The sequence below is a fragment of the Pseudomonas sp. S2_E02 genome, assembly GCF_054668355.1.
The window spans coordinates 1,579,061-1,594,706 of record NZ_CP162761.1 but is presented as its reverse complement, the minus strand read 5'-3'; the positions used below and the strand labels follow the sequence as shown (position 1 = coordinate 1,594,706).

Below are 15,646 nucleotides of genomic sequence, written 5' to 3'. Positions count from 1 at the left end.
CCTCGTAGCCAGTTGTGCCGATGAATATCCCTAATCTGATTACCGTTCTACGCGTCCTGCTCATTCCGATCTTCATTTTGCTGTTCTATCTGCCTTATCAGTGGAGTTACATGGCCTCCGCCTCGGTGTTTGCCTTTGCGGCAGCGACGGATTGGCTGGACGGTTATCTGGCTCGCCGTCTGGAGCAAAGCACTCCGTTCGGGGCGTTTCTCGATCCGGTAGCCGACAAGCTCATGGTTGCGGTGGCACTGGTGCTGCTCGTTCAAGAACACGGCAATCTCTGGCTCACTCTGCCGGCTGCTGTCATCATCGGTCGCGAGATTGTGGTGTCGGCATTGCGTGAGTGGATGGCCGAGCTTGGTGCTCGTGCCCACGTAGCCGTTTCAAATCTGGGCAAGTGGAAAACCGCGGCGCAGATGCTTGCGCTGGTCATTCTGTTGGCCAACCCGAAGGACTTCAGTTTCTGGGTTATCTTGGGTTATGCCTTGCTGATGGTCTCTGCCGGCCTGACCTTGTGGTCGATGGTGCAGTACCTGCGCGCCGCCTGGCCGCACCTGAAGACTGATGTTGAAAAGAAATAAAACTTTTTTGAATCAAGGGGTTGACGGAGCTTCTTAATTCTATAGAATGCGCATCACCAAGCGGGAATAGCTCAGTTGGTAGAGCACGACCTTGCCAAGGTCGGGGTCGCGAGTTCGAGTCTCGTTTCCCGCTCCAAGTTTGTACAGTGTTTGTTGTTGTGCTACTGACAGCAGATACTTTGAGGCCGAGTAGCAAAATGGTTATGCAGTGGATTGCAAATCCACCTACGCCGGTTCGATTCCGACCTCGGCCTCCACTATAAATAAGCTCCGTAGATCCATGATTTACGGAGCTTTTTTATTTGCAAAGTACCGCAAGATTTAGTCTTGAAAAACGGTCATTGCAAACTTGCTTCACCGGGAAGTGATGTATATATTTCCCGCACTGTTGTTCAAGGCTGGATCCTGTCAGGATCGCGACTGGGCAGCAGAAGACAGCAGCACCGCGCTACCGCCCGAATGGCGAAACTGGTAGACGCATGGGACTTAAAATCCCCCGCTCGTAAGGGCGTGCCGGTTCGATTCCGGCTTCGGGCACCATCTTAAATCAAGGGTTTGCGGGCGAAAGCTGATGCAAGCCCTTGTTTGTTTCTGGTCCGCTATTTTGGAGTTGGTCCGCAATTCACTTGGTAGGCATGACCTTTTTGCCTTTTCGATTGCGGATGTACTGCTCGGTCATAACCACCGTCGTATGCCCAAGTTGATCCCTGGCTTGCAGAATGTCACCGCTGGATTCTGCCTTGTCGGTGCCCGCCTTGGCGCGCAAGTCACGCATCTGGAACTCAGCTTTCTGCACGCCGGCCGCCTCCCTGGCCAAGTCAAACCTCCTGCGCAACATCGCCACCGTCATCGGTGTGCCGTCCTCTGTAACGATCAGCCGCGTCGAGCGGACCTTGTGTTCTGATTTCCGGGACATAATTCGATCAATCAAAACCTTCAGCTCCCCCGTTATCTCGATCCGACGCTTCGCCTTCGTCTTGCCTTGCAGCACCCATATTTGCCCGTCGCGCACGTCGCGCTCGTCCATCAGCCGGGTGTCTGTCACCCGTTGACCGGTCAGATAGGCGAGGTCCATTGCGTCTTGCAGGCCCGCGTCCGCCTTGTCGTGCACGCGCTTGAACAGCGCATCTTCGACATAGGTGTCCCGGCCAGTTTCTTTGTTGCCCTTGATGCCCGCGCAAGGGTTGGCCAGCGATGTGTAGCCTTTATCCCGGGCGTAATTCCATATTGCGCTGAGCAGCGCCTTCTCGCGATTTGCCCTCACCGGCGCAGACTTGCGCCAAGTGAGGTACTGGCGCACGTGCAATGGCTCGATCGTTTCCAGCGGTGCCGGTGGATCGTCAAAGAAAGCGATCAGGTTTTTCAGCTCGCGCTTGTTGTCAGCCTGGGTAGCTGTTCCTTTGGTTGGGACGATGTCGACCATGTATTTTTCGGCGACGTAACGGAACGTGATGACCTTGGCGACCAGGTCAGTTGCGGTGCGGTCACGCTCAAGCTTCGCGTACTCCATGATCGCCAAGCCGTAGTCGCTGCCCAGCGGAATTTCTTTGCGGTCCTTGCCGCCGGTGTCGTAGTAATAGAACACCCGGCCGCTGGCTTTCTTGCGCTCCCGCAGCCTGGCTATTGAGCCTGGTTTGCTTGGTCGTCTTCCCATGTCAGCTAGCCTTACGTGATTTCCATACGGGCTTTTCAGATTCAAACGTGCCGACGGCGGTGACGGCCATCGCGGTGACACTTGGCCAGCCGTTCATTTTAATCGTATGGCGAACGCCATTCTTTTTCAGGTTGAGGATCTGACCTGCCTTGGTCCGCGCGCCGGTGAGCTCGCAAACCTCCTCGTGAGATAAAAACTGGATGGTCATGTGATGCTCCATGCCGCGCGTGGCGGCAGAAGGTGGTGGTGGGGTGGCGTTATTCGTCTTCGTCAGGATCGAAGTCGTCTTCGCCGTCATGGCTGACGCTGATCGGCAGTTTCCCGAGGCGCTCAAGGGCGAGCACGAGACCGATCCGCAATCCCTTGGCCATGTCTTTTGTCAGAGCGATCTCGACAGGGTCGTCAATGCCGAGCTGAAGCGTCACGCCTTCCCTTGCGTTGTCGCTGATGACCTCCAGCTGTACGACCTGTCGCTTGTGCCAAGCCAGTAACGACTCGATCATTTCGCCGACGTCCTGCGGGGCGTTCACCGATCCCTCCAGCGCGCCGGTGACCAGCTTCTTCAGTTCCACCTTTTCTTCTTCTGCGCGCTCGAGCTGATCGTCGGCCGCGAACGGCCCGCCGACCATCGACCAACTGCTGGCGAACACTAGCGCTTGGTCCATGATGGCTTTGATATTTTTCTCAGACATACGAGTTCCTCGCCCGCCGTACACCGGCAGGCTGTTGAGTAGGGGGAGGGGTTACTGCTGGATCAGTTCGGCAGGGACCTTCACCGTGGCACCGCGCTTAGCGAAGACCACGGCGCGGAACACTGCGATGGTTCGGGTTTCGCCGGGTTGGCGGTTGAACGGGTCGTTCGTCATGTCGGCCAGCCAAGGGTGCCGGTGGCCAACATCGACCCAGACGCCGTACTTCGTGATCAGTTGCTCGGCGTCGGGCAGGGCGAAGAGTTGCAGCTGGCCGGTCCCCGGCTGCTGATCACCCTCGATCGCGTTGATTGCCCAGTCCAGCGCCGGGCCGGTCAGTTCCTCGGTGCGGACGCTGACCATGCGGTTCATGGTGCCGGCCGCTTCATGAACGTGATCCAGTGCGTTTTTTCGCGCTTGCCTGACTTGTGGCCAAACAGCGGCTTTTCATCGGTAAGCGCAAGCAGCTCGCTGACCGTCACCTGGGTCTCGTTCCACTTGAATATCAGAACGCCTTCGGGTTCCAGCACCCGGAAACACTCGGCGAAACCCTGTCGAATGTCCTCGCGCCAGTCGGCGGTCAGCATGCCGTACTTGGCCCGCATCCAGCTGTCGACTCCGGCGCGGGTCAGGTGCGGCGGGTCGAATACCACCAGGCGGAAGGTTGAGGCCTCGAAGGGCAATTTCCGGAAATCCATCAGCACATCCGGCTCAACTTTCAACACCCGACCATCGCAAAGCAGGTGCTGCTCGTCACGGATGTCGCCGAAAAGCGCGCGCTGGTCCTGCTTGTCGAACCACATCATTCGGCTGGCGCTGCACGGGTCGAGGACCTTCGCTGCTGCACTCATCACCGCGGCCCCTTGTAGCAGTACACGTAGGCGAACCAGGCGAGGGCGATCATGGCGTAACCTTCAGGCCGGCGGATTCGATGGCGAATCGAACGCCGTTAGGCGTCAGCATTGCGCCTACATTGGTTTGCCATGGCTTAGGCAGCTCAACCACCAGCGCAGCGCGAGAAGCCTGCCAAGCCACCCATGCGGTCTGTGTCCAAATCATTGAATATCGGTCGTGGTGCTCGTCTTTCATAAGCCCGAGAAGCGTGCCGACTCCGCGCACCTCGGCCTCTTCGGCGGCCCACTCCTCAAACTCATCGCGCATTTTATTGCTCATCCGATCACCGCCTTTATGGTCAGTACCAATGGAAGCCAGAAGAAGAGGGTGCAGCCGAGTAAGCACTTGGTGATCATGGCTGCACCCGTTTGAACTCGACGACCCAGACCCAAGGATTGGCGTCCCAGTCGCCGCCGGTGGAGTTCCAGAGGTTGACGAAAGCCCAGCGTGGCGCGCCCAGGCATTGTTCATGACTGGTTGTCTTGTCCCACATCCAGCCTTCGCGCTGCGGGTGATGTTCTGTAGGTGCTGGGCAGTCGCCGACCTCACTCCATCCATTGCCACCGTGGCCACACTTGCGACCGTAATCGGTGAAGAAACAGCCTTCAGCTTTCGCCTGATCGTCGCTGATATCCTGCAACCGCTCGACGCGGACGTCGGTGATCTCCAGCAGGATGCGGCACGCGGCGCGCGGCATGTGAATGCTGGGTTTGTACTTCAGGCCGAAGTCTTTCCTTGCCTCGTCGCTGTGTGAGCCAGGGCGGCAGTCGGCAGCGTAGGCGTATCGCTGGAGTGGTCCGTCCGGGTCTGGTCTATGCTCGACACCAGTGCCGCGCAGATCGATGAACGTCTCGCGCACCCACAGCCGATCGCCTGGCTGCCCGTACGGACAGCGGTTTATGTCTTTTCCGGTTTCCCACCACGCGCCCAAAGGGTTTCCATCGGCCGATGTGGTATGAGCGTTGGCGCTGGGCTGTGGCTTGCACAATCGCCGCGTGACCGTCTTCCGGCCATCCAGAATGGCGCGCACCATCGGCGCCGAGAACAGGATCGGCCGTTCCTTTATTTGACTCATGGGTCGTCCTTGCCGCTATAGCGGCTAAAATATGTACAAGGGAATTGGAGCTGTAGAGGTATTGAAACCAGCCGTCCGTAACCGCTTCGGCGCCGTTGCGCTTCGTTCGATCAGGTCTATCTTTGGAGGAGTTTTAAGCCCCTATCAAGGAACAGGCAGGAGGGCGGTATGAGGCTTCGCGGCGACATTTTCTGGGCTTGGGCAGATCCCGAGATCCACAACCGAACACATGATGAAACTCTCAGTAATGGAACTCACATCGACGTGCAGGTCAGGCTATCTCGTACCGGCGAAACTCAAATGTTCATCGGTGTTTATGCTTCCGGTGGCATGGCGTTGCATGAAGAAACCGTTAACCCAAGTCCGGGTGAATCAATGACCAGAGCTATGGCTTGGGGCGTAAGCCGAGCTCGTCAGTTGGCTGCTGCTGGAAGTGCGAGTCCTAAGTCAGCGTCCTCGAAATAGCGGCTGACTTTGAAGGGGGAGGGAGTTAAGGCTTGGCGTGAATTTCGAGGAGGTGTTCGACTTGGTTCGACATCTGGCCGCCGTCTTGCGCGGCTTCGACAAGTTCGAGCGCCCAGTCTTCCAGCCAGTTGCGCGGCACGCCGATAATCTGGGTGTCAGGCGCGTCAGGGCAGTCCAGCGGCCACGCCGTGAGAACCTTGTCCCCTTTGTACGTCAGCAGGGGTTCACCGGTTTCTTTTTCAGTCCATTTACCATCAGCGTCCAACATGGCGAAAGTCAGTGCGACATCGCGCTCGCCATCCCAGTTGTCGATGTGGCGCACGGCGTAGAGGCCTGGCTTATAGGTTGCAGGCTTGCCATCCATGCCCAGTGCTCGGGCCGCGATATCCCTGATCACCTCCACAGAGGCCACCCGCATAATGCATTCATCTTCGGCGAAGGCGTGGGCACGGTCGTGAATTCGCGTCAGCGCGACTCTTTGTTCCGAGATCAGCTGATCCGCTGCATTCAGGAGCTGCTGCAGGGCGTCACGCTCGGCGGTGAGTCTCGCAACCTTGCTCGCATCAGGATGGGTGTAGAGCAAGAATTCCCCGCCAGTCTTTCGGCATTCATCGAGCCAGCCGGGCTTCACGAAACTGACGACATATTCACCGGCGCCGCCCCACAATCGCTCGGCTTCGAGCTTCATAACTGGCTGGGCATCTTCTTCTGGCGAGGTTGGAGAAGAGCTGATCATTGCCGCCCAGCAGAGCTTCGCGCGGAATGCCGCTTGCTGGCAGCCGCTCATCCCCTGGTATTGCTCCCAGACTTCCTCATCGGTGAAGCACTCGTCCGGCACCGACTCGAAACCGTTGATAACCATGGTTTCGGTCGGCTCGACTGGCACCAGTTTCCATTGACCACTCATGCTGCAATCTCCAATCAGTTGTCAGTACCGGTGTATGTGCGCCAAGGCACCTTCACGCCGTTTACGAGGAATCCCCAGTCACCGCGCCACTTGCTGGTGATGAAGAGGGTGATGACGCCGCCGGGGGATACCTGGTCGATGCGGTGGTATTCGCCGTGGTTGAGGCTGGCGGTGTCGCCCTGGTCGCGCTTGATCCACTCGCAGGCGTCCTTCATTACCCAATCAACCCATTTCTGCTCAGGGTTCGAAACCATCCCGGCCATTACGGCTTTCTTCCACTCGGCGCCGGCGGGCCGTTGCTCGGTGTACCAGCCGCGCAGGATGATCGTCCGGGCGTTCCATGGGTGGTCGTGCAGATCCCGGTCTTCATCCGGCCGCATGATGTGGTGAATGCGGAACGACCACGGGCACCACCACAGTGCCGCCTTGTGCGTCTCCCGGCTGTACGGGTTGAACAGCCACCAGCGGCCCATGTACATCTCGGTGCCGTCGGCGGACATGATGTGCTGGTACGGGGTGATCTTGGCGCGGGCGATTAGCCAGTCGGCGATGGCTGGGCGGGCCAGGAGCTTGGCGAGCAGTCGCCAGAAGAGATTGATCATTTTGCCTCCGTGTCGTGGCCTGGGCAGCCGTTGCCGGCGAAATCGAAACCTTCGCAAGGCGGTCCGAACGGCAGCACTTCTTTGCCTTGGGCCAGAGCCTCGAGCAGATGATCCTTCGCCTCGTCGGCGGTGCACTTGGTGCCGTCGGCGTGGTGAAACATTCCGCGAAGTTGGCGCTTGCTGAAGTCCCGCAGCGCGCCGCGCACGCTCAAGTGAATGTGGAAGGTGCGACCGCTGGGGCCGAACGGCTCGGCCGGTTTGTTTTCTGTGGGCATGATTGTTCTCCGGCGCTATGATCCAGGTGGTATTTCATAAATGGGTTGAGAAATCGGATGACTCAGACTTTCGGGTTCAATACGGTGAACGGGGAATTTGCATGGGCCATACATAACGGCAACGAAGTAATATGTTTCATTCCTCAGTACGGCAGTTGGTACGAAACTAAGTATCCTGTTGAAGAGGAAGTAGACGAACTTACTTCGGTTCGGAGCTGTCTTGCAAAAAACCTAGTTCAAGTTATAGGGGAGGGAGCGAGAATGCGTCTCCAGCCCGGCCAGTACCATCCGAGGATATGGCGCGGTGCTTATCGGCGCGGGTTTAACGGTTGTGACAGGTTGAACCCTCTTGGTGTTTACGCTCAAACATATACGCGTTCTATTGTCGCCGCAGAAAGTCTTTTTTCCGAAGTAAAAGAGTTGTTCAGGGTTGTCGAACCTGAGATTGAAAATTTCAGCTCATACGGGCACAAAATTCGCGAGCTTCTAATACTTCTGTGCACAGAAATAGAAGCCTGCTGGGCAGGTGTTCTCAAAGCGAATGGTATGGAGACTAAGGCAGGAGGTCGCTTCACAACAAAAAATTACATCCATGTGTGCGATCCTCTAAGGCTTACAGAATGGAAAGTAAGACTCAAAGATTACCGCCTCATCGACTTTCAACCTTTTCGCTACTGGAATCTGCTTCTACCAACTTTTTCACTTCCTTGGTATGAGTCTTATAATAAAGTGAAACATGATCGTGAGGTGTATTTTTCTCGCGGTACATTGGAGAATGTTTTACAGGCTGCTGCGGCGCTTCACGTCATGCAGGTGGCACAGTTCGGAATAGGCGTATTTGATATACTGCATGGTAATCGTTTCTCAATATTTGAAGTTGTTGAGGGGCCTGTTTTTGATCTTTCCGAAATTTATCTTCCAGACCCGATTAACAAGGGGCGTTTTCATACTGAAGTAATCTTCACTTAATCCATGCCAACAGAGCGCCGGTTGGCGTGATTCGTATTAGTGGGGTATTTGTGTTTGTCTCGATTCCGACAGCAGGACGCTCATGAATAACGCTCAGAAGGTGCTGATCGAAAAGACACTCAGGGTGCTTGGATGGGCCGGTATCTTGATCACCGCCGGAATACTGATTTACGCCGGATCCTTCGTTTTCACTCAGCCTGAGTACACGCTTTCCGCTTTCATCAGGGATCTTTTCAGCCTGAAGGCCGTCTGGATTGTTTGGTGGCCACTCGGGGTTGGCGTCGTTCTTTTGTGGTTGAATGCGTTCGTTCGGGCCAGCAGAACTGGTTAATCTGGCTCGAAGATTTCGTCATCAGGATCTGGCGGATCGTCGGCGAGCGACTTCATGCCGGCGGCCTGAATGATGCGCGACACCTTTTCAGTAACAACAAAAGGTGTCGTGACACACTTGAGCATTTTGGCTTGTGTTTCGAAGTCAGCGGCGATCAGATTCATCAGCAGCAGTTGGTAAACTTCCTGCTGGTTGTTGATGCCGTGGGCGGCCATGACCCGCTTTAGGTCTGGCTTGAACACGCCGGCGACCTCAACCGTAAACTTCTCGACGCCCAAAGCAGCGTCCTTTGCCGCCGCCTTCTCGCGCTTTTTCTTCTGCTTGATGGCTTCCTTCGTCAGCTCCTGTACTTCGGCCATGGCCTACCTCTTCAATTCCGCTGGCCGGCAAGTCCAGCCAGGTCTGTCGTTTGCGTTGTTGGGGTCTGGAACGTCTCACGCAGCTACCTTCACCTGATGCCAGGCGCCGGCGGCGTAGAACAGCTTCGCGGCTTCGGCTTCATCCATCGAAACCTCGTCCGGAATGGCGATCCATCCTGACGCCACAAGATGGGCTGGGTTCGCGCTGTTGCGCAGCTCCAGGTAGTAATGCTCGATCGCATCGGTCATGCGCTCGACCTTGTAGATACCCTCGGGCGAGATCTCCACCGACTTGATGTACTCGGCGCCGCGCTCGTCTCGACACATGGCGGCGATGTAGATCGTCCAGCGGTAGGAGAAATCGAATATCGCGTTGGCGATCGCCAGACTGCGGATCTGCTTGCAGCTCTTCCAGTTCGCCATGATCTGGCTGCCGCTAGGGTCGATGTTCACCACCGCGACGCGGTTGGTGCGCAGCAGCGCCCGGCAACTGCGTTCAGCCCGGGCGAACCCGTTGTTGGGTTTGCGTTTCGACTTCATAGCGAGTCCGCCATTTTGCGCAGAGCCTTGCGGTCGGATGCCGATATCGGCTTCGGCCGCCGCTTGAGGACCGTTTCAGGGTCTATCTTCTTCGAGCGTGGCGGTTGCAGCGGATTGCGTGGCGGGCTTTTCAGTTGAACAACTTGCCCGCCGGCGGCCAGGTACTGCGCGATTCGTTCAGAGATCGACTCGGCATCCGGTCGGTGCTGCTCGACGAGGTTAAGGTGGTTGCTGATCATGCTGCCACCCTTACCAGCCTCACGCCGGCCATGCTGAATTTGCTGCCCTGATCGGCGACAAGTGCGTCGAGGTTTTCCCAGCTCACGGTCAGCACCGAGATAGGCGCTTGGCCGTAGGCAACTGCTTTGATCAGCTCTTCCAGATCGAACACTTCGGCCTGCAGGTTCGCTGGCGCCGCAGTTGCGGTCGCTGGCTTCGAGGCGGTCTGAACCGGGGCGGCGGCTTTCACCGGTGCCGGGCTGGTGACTGGTGCAGGTTCGATCGGCGCCTTGGCTTTCGCCTCGTCATCGATTCGCTTCAGCTCCTGTAGGCGGATCTGCTCGCGCTGCGCCTCGGCTTTTTGCTCCTCAGCCTTCTGGTGCTCAGAGATTCGCACCTTGATCAGCGCGACCAGGTCATCGTTGGCCTTCAGAACGAGCTGTTGGATGTCGTTGAATAAGAAGGCATGGTCGGGCGCGAGCTCGGCTAAGCTGGTCAAATTCAAGCGAATGGCATCTGCTGACTGGCTCGCAGCGATTTTTGCTCGAGCCAACTCGGTATCGACAGCGTCCTGCAGGCTGGCAATGGTGCGTTTGTTCTTCATCGCGCCGGCGAAGTCTGAAGCAACCGCTGGCAGCATCACCCGGCCCAACGTCTTGTTGATCGCTGCGACGTGATCCGCCAGCGACTGCTCCGCCTTCTGCTTGATGTTGGTCTTCACCAGCAGCTCTTGAGCCTTCACAAGCTTGTCGACCTTCAAGCGCGTCTCGCGAGCATGTGCGCTGATTCGATCCAGAGATGAGAAAAGCTCGTCAATGCTTTGGGTTTGGGAGAGCGCTTGTTTCTTCGCTACTGAAACCGCTTCTTCGACATCGCCGCACCACTTGACCGCCTTTTTAGCGTCGGCAAAGTCTTGGTCGGTCTGCAGCGTGGTTTTAACAGAGTCGATGACAGCGAGAGCCGAATCCTCGAACACCTTGAGGTTGCTCGCGGTAACCATACCGGTCAGTTCGATTCGTAGCGCTGGCAGCTCGTCCGGGGCCTTGCCGACGACAATCGATGGCGCCTCGGCCATTTCAAAGTTGGCCAGGTCGGCTTCGAACTGTTTCCAGCCCTCGACCAGCTGCGCTGCGCGGCCGGCGATAGGTCGGTATTCCATGTGCACGAAGTTTTCGGCAGTGCCGTCGGAGCAAACGAAAATCACGCGCTCGGCGCTGCCCACCAGCAGTTGCTGCTCAAGCTGCCAGTAGTAGTGCGGCTCCAGTTCGCCTGCCTTCACCTGGGCCACAAGCGACTCGTTCCACAGCTTATGCTCGAACAAGGTCTCGCCAAGCATCGTCGCGCCGTCCATGGAGGCCAGCAGGTTACCGTCGGTACCTACGACCGGGTACAGCTCTTCGCCGATCATCACTTCAACCAGTGGCCGGGCCAGCGCTTCAGTGGCGTGGCCTTTGTCGAAGATGTACTGCTGAGCCTGGGTGACCTCCGGCGCAATGCCGGTTTTCTTCAGTGTCAGCAGCTCGGAACGGGTTTGGTACTTCGAGGCGCCCATCATTGCTGGGGCCTCGGAGGCGGTGAAGTGCTGGGCGCGGAGTGCGTGCCACTCGGCGGAGCCTTGAGCAACGTTGTGAATTTTCATGCTGTGTCTCCGTCGATGGCTTTGAGGTTATGGATGGTTTCGATCTGGTCGTCGCGCAGTGAATATTTGCTGCTGACGTTGAGGATGATGTGTTCCGGATTAGTTCTGCCTGCGTCGATTAGCGGCCGCCACTTTTCGATGTTTTCCATAAGAAGATCATCGGGGTAGGGCGGAAGGGCTTCCGGCTCCGGCTCTTGCTGCCGTTGCGGGCTCACATCACGCGGCGCGTCATCGAAGGTTTTTCCTTCCATCTCGTCAGCGGTTGGCACCGATCCAACCTCGGGGAAGGCCTTGCGCAACGCCTGGGCCTCAGCGCACTTGGCGAGCTGTGCAAACGCTCGACGCTTCCACATCGAGTTCGGGGCCGCAGTGTCCTTGCTGGCTGTGGCGTAGTTCTCAAGCCACCGCTCATTGGCGGTGAACTCGGCGACAAGGCCGTTCGACATCTGGCGCTTTACAGTCACCCGGCACCACTCCGGATAGGTGACATCGACGCCGCCCAGCTTGGCGGTGATCGGTGGCCCGTACTCCGGATCGCTGATTCCGGCGTATTGCCCGGTGCGCGCAGCCTGGATGCGGTAAAGGCCGATACCGGGCATGACCGTGTCGACCATCCCGCGGCCTTTTTGGTAGATGGGAACGATGTGCACCGGCTTGAGCATCGGGTCAAGCTGGGCCGCCTTGCAGTAGGCCAGCACCATCACTACAGAGTTGTGCGCCGCGCCTGGATACAGGCTTCCGCTCAGCACTTCGACGAGCGCGTCCTCGGAGATGGCTGGCAGATGGTCAGCCTGTTTCATTACTGCGGACATGGGGAATCCTTGCCGCGCCCAGCGCAGCGATTGAATGCTTGGTTTATTGAGTGATGCGATCGGCGAGTGCGCTGAGCAGCATCAGGAAGGTGTAGATCGCGAGGACAGGGAACGAGCCGCGCCAGATGAGAATCCGGCGGGCCATCTGCCGGCTGGTCATCGGAACACGTTGTAGGTGGTGGAGCGCGGCACCTGGCAGACACCGGACGAATCGCGAGCCGCGCTGTAGGAAGCCAAAACCACAAGCAGGCCGGCGGCAAGACACCAGAACATGATCTTCATGGCCGAGCCCTCACCGCGATGCGTCCGCCTTTCATGGTCACCGACAGGCGCTGAGGGAGGCTGTCGACCAGATCCTCGCGTTTGCGGCCGATGACTTCGTTGAAGGGCAGGCCGAAGCCGAGTATCGCGATGCGGCGCTCGATATCGTCGAGCCGCTCATCGACCAGCGTTTTCACGAGAGGGGTTGTCATGCCGAAACTCCTTTCAGGTAACCGTTGCGCTCGACGAACTTGGCGTCCAGCGCATCCCGATAACGATTGGCAGTGCGGGTGTCGATGATCTCGGCGAACTCAGCCATTTCGATCATGCCCATGACGAAGGTGCGATCCGGTACCGGTGTGCAGGACTTGCGCATCTTCGCGATCTCAAGGCCCAGCCGGGCCAGTGCTACCTGATTGCTCATAGCTCGTTGTCCTCGGCCTGGGCGATCAGCGCATCATCGACAAGGGGTCGAAGTAGGCCCTCCGCGATTTCGCCGAGCTTGCCCAGTGGGTGATCGCTTCGCCCCAGAAGTTCGGCTACAGCTGTCTTGTCTGGCTTGTCATCAGTCGTGACCAGCAGCCAACCCAGCGCAGGGGTGTTGACCTCGCAGCCCTCCAGTCGACCATTCACATGCTCGTCGACCGCGAGGGCGAACTGGGCCACGGTGACGCCCTGTGCTGGTCGCAGCCGGCGCTGGAACTTCACATCTGTTCGGAACCGGACCAGTTGCTCGGTGGCTTCGTACAGCCACTCAGCCCGAGCAACTTCCTGCGCGCTCTCGCTCACCATCGGAGGCAACTGCGCGTCGTGCATGACCTGACAAATCTTCAGTGCTGAGTTCATGGTTGCCTCCAGAGCGGCGTTATTCGTTTGGCGGAGCGGGAAGAGGGGCCCAGTGAGTTGTCACTGGCGGTCGTACCGGATGGCCGACACAATCAGCGTGCTGACACCACTCCTCGACGTCGTACCAGCAGCCTTCGTAGATCGAGTCGAGGTAATAGCCGAAGCCTTCGCCCCAGTTGCGCCAGACTGCGACAAGCTGATCCGGCATTGGCATTTGCTCATTGCAATCAATCCAGCCGCTCATGCTGCCTCCGGCCAGTGGCGCTCAATGCTCTCTTTGGCGTACAGCGAGAGGCGCGCGTAGCCGTTTACCGATCCGCACCCCGGCATGGTTCCTTCAAGCTCGACGCAGGCGCGGATATCGCAGCGGCGCGAGCAGACCCAGCCGCCGTAATGGCAGCGGTGAACTTCACCTTTCGGCTCGGGGTGATAGGCGAGGCCGCCTTTCCACGATGGCGAGCCGCGCAGCTTCAGCCCGCAACCTCGGCAAACTGCTTGTGTGTCGGTGCAGTTGTGCATGGCGACCTCCAGTGTTTGGGGTTAGGCGGATGGCTTGTGCATCGGCCAGCGTGGAGTGCAGGTGCAGCCCCAAGTGCGTAGGCTTCCACCGCACGTTGGGCATGGCGCGTTTTCGCCAGGACTAGCAACAAGGAGGGCGCGCAGCTCGCGGATAGCGTCTTCCGAGTCCATCCACTCCGCAGTTGTATGCCTGTGAGAGCAGATCCGCTCCAGCAGCACCCGCGACAAGCCTTCAATCGCTTGGTCACTCATGACTCTCTCCATCTGATTGATCCAACAAAACTCGCAATGCACTCATCCGCTCCGCTGGTTGCCGTTGGGCGCGGAGGTGAGTGCATTCGGGATTGGTCGGGATTTTGATGACTAGCTGCGCGGGCTCATTGCGGTGCGACGCGCAGAAAAAAGCCCGCGTGAGAGGCGGGCTTCAGGGGGCAGGCTTCAGAGGCAGTCGGACTTGCCTATCTGAAACTCAACTATCGGTGAGCTGGTTGGATCCTTGTACAGAAGGTTAATGGAAAGACCCGTTTTTACGAACTGTCCTAAACCTTTTTCATTGCAGAATGCAGAAACTGCAAGCGCTTTAGCGTCCTTGGTGAACTCATCGGTATCGATTTCGTTCTTCGCTACTTTTGTGAGTGTGTAAGAGATACGCATGACCTCATCGCTGTAGGTCACCGAGTCGATGCGAGTTGAGTCATCAGATGCTTTTCCGGACTGAACACTCATGATTAGCGCGAGACCTTTGAGCTGGCGTTCACGCTCCTGCACTTTCTCTTCCGGAGCAGTCTTCGCGTGCCATACCTGTACCAAGATAAAGAGCAAAGTCATTGCCGAGAAAAATATGATTATTCCGCGATTCTGTTTCAACTGAGATTACCGTAGCAAAAGGCCATTACTCATTTGACCATGCCTGCGGGACCATCTCAAGTTACCCGAGCTGCCGGTTACGTCTCCGGCGCCGAGTTCCACGGCCGTGTTCAGTTCGCCAGCGCTCGATAACAACCGATTCTGGGATTTGATGCAGGTGGGCGGTTATAGGCCGCAGTTTCGTCCGCATCGGGGTGTGATCTGGCCGGGGCTCAACCGGCGTTTGGCGGAAAGGGTAGCCCTGTAGGCGACCGGTTGGCACATCCACTGCCCGAGACTTAGCCTCAGATCACACCCCGATGCGCTCTCATAGAGAGGATCGGGCAGTTAACGACAGGCTGTCGTGGCGCTGGTTGATCAGCAGTCGTATGGAGGTTTTTCGCCAATGCGCTTCAGCTTTTCTTGCTGGAATGCCTCGGCGATGTCGAAGGCTTTGCATGGGATGAGATCTGGCGGCACGGCGCCGGCCGAGAGAAGGCCGATCATTACTGCAAGTGCATAGCTTTCGACTTCTTCATGTTCATTGCGAGTCATCGTGGTTCTCCGGTTGATTTCCCGTCTGGCCCTGTCGCCAAGGCCAGCCAGTGAAATCGTCATGCGGCGAAAAGTTCTTGCTGTGCTGGTTGTGGTGCGCAGCGCTGAAGGCCTGCACGGATCGCCGACTCCAGCAGTTCGGCGTCATGCTCCAGCTCTACGCAACCCTCTGGAACAAGGCCGACCGCACAGCGAAGCTCGGCGGCGCGACTCTGCAGCGCAGGAATCACGATGGAGTGCATGTTGCCGACGGTGCGGCGATCAAGGCTGCATTCCCGGCAAAGCCGGATGTAGTCGAGGATGAATTTCGGCACGTTGCTTCTCCGGTTGTTTTCCCAATGCACCCGTCACCAGGTGCATCAGTGAAAAATTCCGCTGATCCTTCGGCGCTACTGGCGCGGTACAGATCGATTCAAATTGTTCCTCCAGCCGCGGGCCTTTCGGCTTGTTCTCCCGCTGGATAACTGTTCTTGGCGCTTTACGCTGCACGCCCGGGTCAGTTGCCAACCCTCTGAACCGTTGAGGCCGGTTCATCGCTGCCTTTGAATCTGGGCCGGTGGTGATCCGGCAAGGTGAAGCGGTATCGCTAAAGAGCGGCGCGGCTTTCG

The 15,646-nt window shown here is 57.8% G+C and carries 28 protein-coding genes and 3 tRNA genes; 7 read left to right on the top strand and 24 right to left on the bottom strand.

The window, feature by feature from the left end; genetic code table 11:
• Positions 1–20: 20 nt before the first annotated feature.
• From pgsA to AB4O01_RS07205, 4 genes are all read left to right on the top strand, one after another.
• On the top strand, positions 21–581 hold the full coding sequence (pgsA, locus tag AB4O01_RS07220; RefSeq protein ID WP_007950102.1) for a CDP-diacylglycerol--glycerol-3-phosphate 3-phosphatidyltransferase: 561 nt from the start codon (positions 21–23) through the stop codon (positions 579–581).
• Between the two features lie 60 nt (positions 582–641).
• A tRNA-Gly gene (locus tag AB4O01_RS07215) sits at positions 642–717 on the top strand.
• 47 nt (positions 718–764) lie between these two features.
• Positions 765–838, top strand: a tRNA-Cys gene (locus AB4O01_RS07210).
• Between the two features lie 196 nt (positions 839–1,034).
• Positions 1,035–1,121: transfer RNA gene (locus AB4O01_RS07205), tRNA-Leu, on the top strand.
• An 82-nt stretch (positions 1,122–1,203) separates the two neighbouring features.
• On the opposite strand, the gene AB4O01_RS07200 is transcribed toward AB4O01_RS07205, so the two are convergent.
• From AB4O01_RS07200 to AB4O01_RS07170, 7 genes are all read right to left on the bottom strand, one after another.
• Positions 1,204–2,235: a site-specific integrase gene (locus AB4O01_RS07200; protein WP_460091153.1), complete on the bottom strand. Its 1,032-nt coding sequence runs from the start codon at positions 2,233–2,235 to the stop codon at positions 1,204–1,206.
• A gap of 1 nt (position 2,236) precedes the next feature.
• Positions 2,237–2,443 carry a DUF4224 domain-containing protein gene (locus AB4O01_RS07195; protein WP_225931074.1) on the bottom strand — a complete coding sequence of 69 codons (207 nt, stop codon included), beginning with the start codon at positions 2,441–2,443 and terminating at the stop codon, positions 2,237–2,239.
• A 49-nt stretch (positions 2,444–2,492) separates the two neighbouring features.
• Entirely contained in the window at positions 2,493–2,927 is a 435-nt protein-coding gene (locus AB4O01_RS07190; RefSeq protein ID WP_460091152.1) for a hypothetical protein, read from the bottom strand.
• Positions 2,928–2,978: 51 nt separating this feature from the next.
• Positions 2,979–3,296 (bottom strand): hypothetical protein, encoded by a 318-nt coding sequence (locus AB4O01_RS07185; protein WP_460091151.1) that lies wholly within the window; start codon positions 3,294–3,296, stop codon positions 2,979–2,981.
• Positions 3,293–3,775 carry a class I SAM-dependent methyltransferase gene (locus tag AB4O01_RS07180; protein ID WP_252886532.1) on the bottom strand — a complete coding sequence of 161 codons (483 nt, stop codon included), beginning with the start codon at positions 3,773–3,775 and terminating at the stop codon, positions 3,293–3,295. The genes AB4O01_RS07185 and AB4O01_RS07180 overlap by 4 nt, the downstream gene beginning before the upstream one ends.
• A 49-nt stretch (positions 3,776–3,824) precedes the next feature.
• Positions 3,825–4,097: a hypothetical protein gene (locus tag AB4O01_RS07175; protein ID WP_460091150.1), complete on the bottom strand. Its 273-nt coding sequence runs from the start codon at positions 4,095–4,097 to the stop codon at positions 3,825–3,827.
• 73 nt (positions 4,098–4,170) lie between these two features.
• Positions 4,171–4,893, bottom strand: a complete 723-nt coding sequence (locus tag AB4O01_RS07170; protein ID WP_460091149.1) for a hypothetical protein — start codon at positions 4,891–4,893, stop codon at positions 4,171–4,173.
• Positions 4,894–5,061: 168 nt separating this feature from the next.
• Here AB4O01_RS07170 and AB4O01_RS07165 point away from each other — a divergent pair, with 168 nt between their 5' ends.
• Entirely contained in the window at positions 5,062–5,358 is a 297-nt protein-coding gene (locus AB4O01_RS07165) for a hypothetical protein (protein ID WP_083386928.1), read from the top strand.
• A gap of 25 nt (positions 5,359–5,383) precedes the next feature.
• Here the strand turns inward: AB4O01_RS07165 and AB4O01_RS07160 are convergent, their stop codons facing one another.
• From AB4O01_RS07160 to AB4O01_RS07150, 3 genes are read right to left on the bottom strand one after another with little or no spacing between them, the layout of a single operon-like run.
• Entirely contained in the window at positions 5,384–6,265 is an 882-nt protein-coding gene (locus tag AB4O01_RS07160; protein ID WP_460091148.1) for a hypothetical protein, read from the bottom strand.
• A 14-nt stretch (positions 6,266–6,279) separates the two neighbouring features.
• A complete protein-coding gene (locus AB4O01_RS07155; protein WP_460091147.1) occupies positions 6,280–6,867 on the bottom strand; it encodes a hypothetical protein in 588 nt (195 codons plus the stop codon).
• Complete coding sequence (locus AB4O01_RS07150) at positions 6,864–7,142, bottom strand: hypothetical protein (RefSeq protein ID WP_346628591.1); 279 nt, start codon at positions 7,140–7,142, stop codon at positions 6,864–6,866. The genes AB4O01_RS07155 and AB4O01_RS07150 overlap by 4 nt, the downstream gene beginning before the upstream one ends.
• Positions 7,143–7,199: 57 nt before the next feature.
• Here AB4O01_RS07150 and AB4O01_RS07145 point away from each other — a divergent pair, with 57 nt between their 5' ends.
• Entirely contained in the window at positions 7,200–8,111 is a 912-nt protein-coding gene (locus tag AB4O01_RS07145) for a hypothetical protein (RefSeq protein ID WP_460091146.1), read from the top strand.
• 82 nt (positions 8,112–8,193) lie between these two features.
• Entirely contained in the window at positions 8,194–8,442 is a 249-nt protein-coding gene (locus AB4O01_RS07140) for a hypothetical protein (RefSeq protein WP_460091145.1), read from the top strand.
• On the opposite strand, the gene AB4O01_RS07135 is transcribed toward AB4O01_RS07140, so the two are convergent.
• The 14 genes from AB4O01_RS07135 to AB4O01_RS07070 form a co-directional block, all read right to left on the bottom strand.
• A complete protein-coding gene (locus AB4O01_RS07135) occupies positions 8,439–8,801 on the bottom strand; it encodes a hypothetical protein (protein WP_460091144.1) in 363 nt (120 codons plus the stop codon). The genes AB4O01_RS07140 and AB4O01_RS07135 overlap by 4 nt on opposite strands.
• A 75-nt stretch (positions 8,802–8,876) precedes the next feature.
• On the bottom strand, positions 8,877–9,341 hold the full coding sequence (locus AB4O01_RS07130; protein WP_460091143.1) for a hypothetical protein: 465 nt from the start codon (positions 9,339–9,341) through the stop codon (positions 8,877–8,879).
• Entirely contained in the window at positions 9,338–9,580 is a 243-nt protein-coding gene (locus AB4O01_RS07125) for a hypothetical protein (RefSeq protein ID WP_460091141.1), read from the bottom strand. The genes AB4O01_RS07130 and AB4O01_RS07125 overlap by 4 nt, the downstream gene beginning before the upstream one ends.
• Positions 9,577–11,199 carry a YqaJ viral recombinase family protein gene (locus AB4O01_RS07120; RefSeq protein ID WP_460091139.1) on the bottom strand — a complete coding sequence of 541 codons (1,623 nt, stop codon included), beginning with the start codon at positions 11,197–11,199 and terminating at the stop codon, positions 9,577–9,579. Before AB4O01_RS07120 ends, AB4O01_RS07125 begins: the two co-directional genes overlap by 4 nt.
• The gene (gene bet, locus AB4O01_RS07115) at positions 11,196–11,999 is read right to left on the bottom strand and encodes a phage recombination protein Bet (protein ID WP_460092235.1); all 804 of its coding nucleotides are present in this window, start codon (positions 11,997–11,999) and stop codon (positions 11,196–11,198) included. The genes AB4O01_RS07120 and bet overlap by 4 nt, the downstream gene beginning before the upstream one ends.
• A gap of 168 nt (positions 12,000–12,167) precedes the next feature.
• A complete protein-coding gene (locus AB4O01_RS07110) occupies positions 12,168–12,293 on the bottom strand; it encodes a hypothetical protein (RefSeq protein WP_460091137.1) in 126 nt (41 codons plus the stop codon).
• Positions 12,290–12,484 carry a hypothetical protein gene (locus tag AB4O01_RS07105; RefSeq protein WP_460091136.1) on the bottom strand — a complete coding sequence of 65 codons (195 nt, stop codon included), beginning with the start codon at positions 12,482–12,484 and terminating at the stop codon, positions 12,290–12,292. The genes AB4O01_RS07110 and AB4O01_RS07105 overlap by 4 nt, the downstream gene beginning before the upstream one ends.
• On the bottom strand, positions 12,481–12,696 hold the full coding sequence (locus AB4O01_RS07100) for a hypothetical protein (RefSeq protein ID WP_077571971.1): 216 nt from the start codon (positions 12,694–12,696) through the stop codon (positions 12,481–12,483). The genes AB4O01_RS07105 and AB4O01_RS07100 overlap by 4 nt, the downstream gene beginning before the upstream one ends.
• Positions 12,693–13,118 (bottom strand): hypothetical protein, encoded by a 426-nt coding sequence (locus tag AB4O01_RS07095; protein ID WP_460091135.1) that lies wholly within the window; start codon positions 13,116–13,118, stop codon positions 12,693–12,695. The genes AB4O01_RS07100 and AB4O01_RS07095 overlap by 4 nt, the downstream gene beginning before the upstream one ends.
• A 19-nt stretch (positions 13,119–13,137) precedes the next feature.
• Positions 13,138–13,362: a DUF551 domain-containing protein gene (locus tag AB4O01_RS07090; protein WP_460091134.1), complete on the bottom strand. Its 225-nt coding sequence runs from the start codon at positions 13,360–13,362 to the stop codon at positions 13,138–13,140.
• Complete coding sequence (locus AB4O01_RS07085) at positions 13,359–13,637, bottom strand: hypothetical protein (RefSeq protein ID WP_460091133.1); 279 nt, start codon at positions 13,635–13,637, stop codon at positions 13,359–13,361. The genes AB4O01_RS07090 and AB4O01_RS07085 overlap by 4 nt, the downstream gene beginning before the upstream one ends.
• 438 nt (positions 13,638–14,075) lie before the next feature.
• Positions 14,076–14,504 carry a hypothetical protein gene (locus AB4O01_RS07080; RefSeq protein ID WP_460091131.1) on the bottom strand — a complete coding sequence of 143 codons (429 nt, stop codon included), beginning with the start codon at positions 14,502–14,504 and terminating at the stop codon, positions 14,076–14,078.
• Between the two features lie 357 nt (positions 14,505–14,861).
• Positions 14,862–15,038, bottom strand: coding sequence for a hypothetical protein (locus tag AB4O01_RS07075; protein ID WP_460091130.1), 177 nt, complete (start codon positions 15,036–15,038; stop codon positions 14,862–14,864).
• 59 nt (positions 15,039–15,097) lie between these two features.
• Positions 15,098–15,352: a hypothetical protein gene (locus AB4O01_RS07070; RefSeq protein ID WP_460091129.1), complete on the bottom strand. Its 255-nt coding sequence runs from the start codon at positions 15,350–15,352 to the stop codon at positions 15,098–15,100.
• Between the last annotated feature and the right edge of the window lie 294 nt (positions 15,353–15,646).